Annotated in this window: 4 protein-coding genes; 2 read left to right on the forward strand and 2 right to left on the reverse strand. The window is 67.6% G+C overall.

Going from position 1 to position 4,502, the window contains the following annotated elements:
• Both ABWP50_RS03765 and ABWP50_RS03770 read left to right on the forward strand, forming a co-directional pair.
• A partial coding sequence (locus tag ABWP50_RS03765; RefSeq protein ID WP_353216654.1) for a ComEC/Rec2 family competence protein occupies window positions 1-2,018 on the forward strand: 2,018 nt, incomplete at its 5' end.
• Between the two features lie 49 nt (window positions 2,019-2,067).
• Window positions 2,068-3,096 (forward strand): amidohydrolase family protein, encoded by a 1,029-nt coding sequence (locus tag ABWP50_RS03770; protein WP_353216655.1) that lies wholly within the window; start codon window positions 2,068-2,070, stop codon window positions 3,094-3,096.
• A 140-nt stretch (window positions 3,097-3,236) separates the two neighbouring features.
• On the opposite strand, the gene lexA is transcribed toward ABWP50_RS03770, so the two are convergent.
• Together lexA and ABWP50_RS03780 are read right to left on the reverse strand one after the other, a co-directional pair.
• Entirely contained in the window at window positions 3,237-3,944 is a 708-nt protein-coding gene (gene lexA, locus ABWP50_RS03775) for a transcriptional repressor LexA (RefSeq protein WP_353216656.1), read from the reverse strand.
• Window positions 3,945-3,978: 34 nt separating this feature from the next.
• Window positions 3,979-4,502 (reverse strand): molybdopterin-binding protein (locus ABWP50_RS03780; protein WP_353216657.1); only part of this gene is annotated, 524 nt, incomplete at its 5' end.

The following is a 4,502-nucleotide window of genomic DNA, read 5'->3' on the forward strand; positions in this document are numbered from 1 at the left end:
GGTTTGCGCTGCCGTGGGCGCCGTGGCGGCAGGCTGCGGCTGCTGGCTTGCTGGCGCTGGCGCTGGGCGGCGGGCTGGCGCGGCTGCGGCCGCTGCTGCTGGTGGCCGCGTTCATGCTGCTGGGCATGGCGGCGGTGGAACTGCGCGTGGCCATGAACGGCCATGCCGTGCTCGCGGAGCGCCAGGTGGCCCGATTTGATGCTGTGGTGCTTTCGGCAGAGCCCGTGGCCGGCGGCGGCCAGCGGCTGGTGCTGGCGGCCACCGGCGATGGCGCGCTGCCCGGCGGCATCGCGCGGGTGCGCCTCACGTTGCGCGGCGATGCGCCGCCGGTGCCAGCGGGCGCGCGGCTGCGGCTGCGGGCGCTGCTGTCACCGCCGGCCGGCGCAGCGGTGCCGGGCGGGCTCGATCTGGCGCGGCGGGCGTGGTTTGATGGCATCGGCGCCACCGGCGTGGTGCTGGGGCCTGTGCAAGAGCTGGCGCCGCCGCCGCCCGGCCCTGGCCTGTGGCTGGCGCAGTGGCGCAGCGGCCTGCAACGCCTGATCACCGCGCGCGTGCCCGGGGAGGCCGGCGCGCTGGCAGCGGCCTTCATCACCGGGCAGCAGCGCGCCATCCCGGCCCCGGCCACCCAGGCCATGCGCGATTCCGGGCTGGCGCATCTGATGTCGATTTCGGGGCTGCATATTGCGGTTGTGGTGGGTGGCGCTGCGCTGCTGGCGCGCGCGCTGCTGGCGTTGTCGCCGTGGCTGGCGCTGCGCTTGCCGGTGCCCACGCTGGCGCTGGGCATTGGTGCGCTGGCCGGCATTGGCTACACGTTGCTGGCCGGTGCGCAGTTGCCCACCGTGCGCGCAGCGATTGCGGCGGGCATCGTGGTGCTGGGCATGATGCTGGGCCGGCAGGCGATTTCGCTGCGGCTGCTCGGCGCGGCGGCGCTGGCGATATTGCTGGTGCGCCCCGATGCGCTGCTGGGTGCCAGTTTCCAGCTTAGCTTTGCCGCCGTGATCGGCATCGTCGCCTTGTACGAAAGCCGGCTGGGGCGCTGGCTGGTGGCGGCGCGGGAGGATGAACGCTGGTGGCACACGCTGGCGCGCGGCGCCGCCGCGCTGCTGGCCAGCGGGCTGGTGGCGGAATTCACGCTGTCGGGCATTGGCCTCTATCACTTCGGGCGCGGCGGGCTGTATGGCATTGCGGCCAATCTGATTGCGATCCCGTTCACCAGTTTTGTGGTGTTGCCGGCACTGCTGCTGGCGTTGGCCAGCGAGGCGCTGGGGTTAAGTTGGCTGTGGCCATTGGCCGGCTGGGCGGTGCAATGCCTTATTGATCTGGCGGATTTTACCGCCGCACTTCCCGGCGCTGTCATCACGGCGGCGGCGGTGCCCGGCCCGGCCTTTGCGCTGGCGGCGGCTGGCGGCTTGTGGCTGGCACTGTGGCGAACGCAATTGCGCTGGTGGGGGCTGGCGCCGATCCTGGCCGGCGTGCTGATGGCGCGCGCGGCGCCGCTGCCCGATCTGTTGATCAGCGGCGATGGCCGCCACATGGCGCTGCGGCTGGACGATGGCGGCATTGCGCACAGCCGCGCGCGGGTGGGGGATTACCTGCTGAGTAACTGGGCCGAACATGTCGGCAGTGATGCGGGTGCGGCGGTGTGGCTGGGCACGCTGGCCATTGCCCGCTGTTCGCCCGATGCGTGCGCCGTGGATGTGCGGCGCGGCGGCCGGCGCTGGCGAGTGCTGGCCACCACGAGCCGCGCGTTGGTGCCGCGCGCCAGCTTTCAATCAGCCTGCGCGGCGGCGGATATCGTCGTTTCGGATCGGCGGCTGCCCGTCTGGTGCCAGCCGCGCTGGCTGAAGCTGGACCGCGCCGCGCTTGCCAGATCGGGCGCAGTCGCCATCCGCTTGAGCGATGCTCGGGTGATCACGGCCAACAACGGCGTGGGTGATCGCCCGTGGCAGCCATTGGCGGCGCAACCTGGCGTTGCGCGCGCGCCAACCCGCAAAAACGCCAGTCGCCAATTCCGGTGATTGGCCGATCATCTCGTCATCGCGCAGCGGAGCGCAGGGGAGCAAGACAATGGCAGATATCATCGATCCGGACCGGGTGATCATCGATCCGCACCACCATCTGTGGGATTTTCGCCAGATGATCGGCCACCTGCCGGCCACCGAAGATTTCGTGCGCGGGGTTGGGCTGTCGCAATTGTATCTATTGCCTGAATTGCTGGCCGATTTTGGCAGCGGCCACAATATTGTGGCCAGCGTGTTCATCGAATGCGGCGCTTATTACCGGGCCGGCGTTGCCGAAGCGCTGCGGCCGGTGGGCGAAACCGAATTCGTCAATGGCGTGGCCGCCATGAGCGCGTCTGGCCTGTATGGCCCGGCGCGGGCTTGCGCCGGCATTGTGGCGCACGCCGATCTGACGCTGGGGGCTGCCGTTGCCGACGTGCTGGCGGCGCACCGCGCCGCCGCGCCCGAGCGGCTGCGCGGTATCCGCCATTCGGTATCCTTTGATGCCGATCCGTCCGTGCTGGGATTTCTGCAAGGGCCGCGCGCCGGCTTGTTGATGGAGCCCGCCTACCGCGCGGGCCTTTCCGAAGTGGCCGCCGCCGGCCTGTCGTTCGATGCCTGGCTGCTCAGCCCGCAATTGCCGGAACTGATCGATGTGGCGCGCGCCATGCCGCAGCTGCCGATCATCTGCGATCATGTCGGCACGCCGCTGGGTGTGGGCAGCTATCGCGGCCGCCGCGACGCCGATTTTGCCGAATGGGCAGCCAATATCAAGGCGCTGGCCGCTTACCCGAATGTGGTGATGAAGCTGGGCGGGCTGGCAATGCCGTTTGCCGGCTTTGCCAGCTTCATGGCCGATCCCATGGCCACGGCCGAAACGCTGGCCGAGGAATGGCGGCCCTATATCGAAACCTGCATCGAAGCGTTCGGTGCCGATCGCTGCATGTTCGAAAGCAATTTCCCGGTGGACCGCGGAAGCTGTGATTATGCGACGCTGTGGAACGCCCTCAAGCTGCTCAGCGCCAGCGCCAGCGAAGCCGAAAAAACCGCGCTGTTCAGCGGCACGGCGGCGCGGGTCTATCGCATCGCGGCCTGATACCGTGGCTCATTGATTACAGGGGAGACTAGAGCCTCCGGCGGGTAGGGGTGACCCCTGCACGCCGAGGCTTTTTGCTTCTCTGTGAATGTTGATCGGTAAGCCTTGCTCTGAATCGTTATCCGACTTGCCCGAACCGATCAGTGGTAGCGGCGCAGCAATCCGGCCAATTTGCCCTGGATACGCACCTGTTCAGGGCGATAATGTTGCGGCTGGTGGGCGCTGTTGGCTGGATCGAGGCGGATCAAGCCTTTTTCATGGCGCAGATATTTCAGCGTGGCTTCGTCTTCGTTGATCAGGGCCACCACGATATCGCCGTCACGGGCCGTGTCACAGCGGAGGATGAGGGCGTAATCGCCGTCGTGGATGCCGGCTTCGATCATGGAATCGCCCGACACTTCAAGCGCATAATGATCGCCGGGACCGAGCAGGGCCGACGGCACGGACAGCGAGCGGTCGCTTTCCAGCGCCTCCATCGGCAGGCCGGCGGCGATGCGGCCGTGCAGCGGCACCACCACCGTATCGTTGGCAGCCAGCATGGCCAGCGCTGGCGGCGCTATGGGCCGTGCGGCGCGGGGTTCGCCGTGGCTGGCGACAAGGGCCAGGGCAGGCAGTGCCAATGCCGGTTTCAGTGCTTCGGGCAAATGCAGCACTTCAAGGGCGCGTGCGCGGTTGGGCAGGCGGCGGATGAAGGCGCGCTCTTCCAGCGCGTTGACCAAGCGGTGCACACCGGATTTCGAGCGCAGCTTCAGTGCTTCCTTCATTTCTTCGAAGGACGGCGACACCCCATCGGATTTCAGCCGATGATCGATGAAGATCAGCAATTCCTGTTGTTTCTTGGTCAGCATGCCAGCCTCCATGCGCGGAACATGGGAAGAACATCTAGTAAACAGACTGGAACATGTCAAGCGCGATGCAGGGGAGCACTTCACCTGTTGCGGCCGCTGGTGCATGAGGTTCGCGAATGATCAGCACATCGGCTGCCGCCAGCACCGACAGCATGGCGCTGTCCTGCGCGGCAAACGCCGTCACGCCACTCGCACCGCGGCGCGCGCGCAGATGATCGCGACGGCCATCATTGGCCGCCAGCGGCGCCGCCAACGGCAGCATTTCAATCGGCAGGCCATGGCTGCGCCCGCCAAGTCGTGCCGCCAATGGCACGGCAAACAGCAGCGCGGTTACAAAGGCCGAAACCGGATTGCCCGGCAGGCCAAGCACGCGGCGGGCTGGGTGGCCGGGCAATCTGCCAGATAGAAACGGCTTGCCGGGCCGAATGGCAACCTTCCAGAAATCCATCGCCGCGCCCAGTTCACGCAGCACTGGCACCACCAGATCGTGGGTCCCCACCGAAGCGCCGCCGATGGTGATCACGATGTCGGCATCGGCAGACGTGATGGCTGCCGCCA

Origin of the sequence: Sandarakinorhabdus sp. (genome assembly GCF_040398645.1) — a bacterium.
In the GTDB taxonomy this organism is placed as follows: Bacteria; Pseudomonadota; Alphaproteobacteria; order Sphingomonadales; family Sphingomonadaceae; genus Sandarakinorhabdus.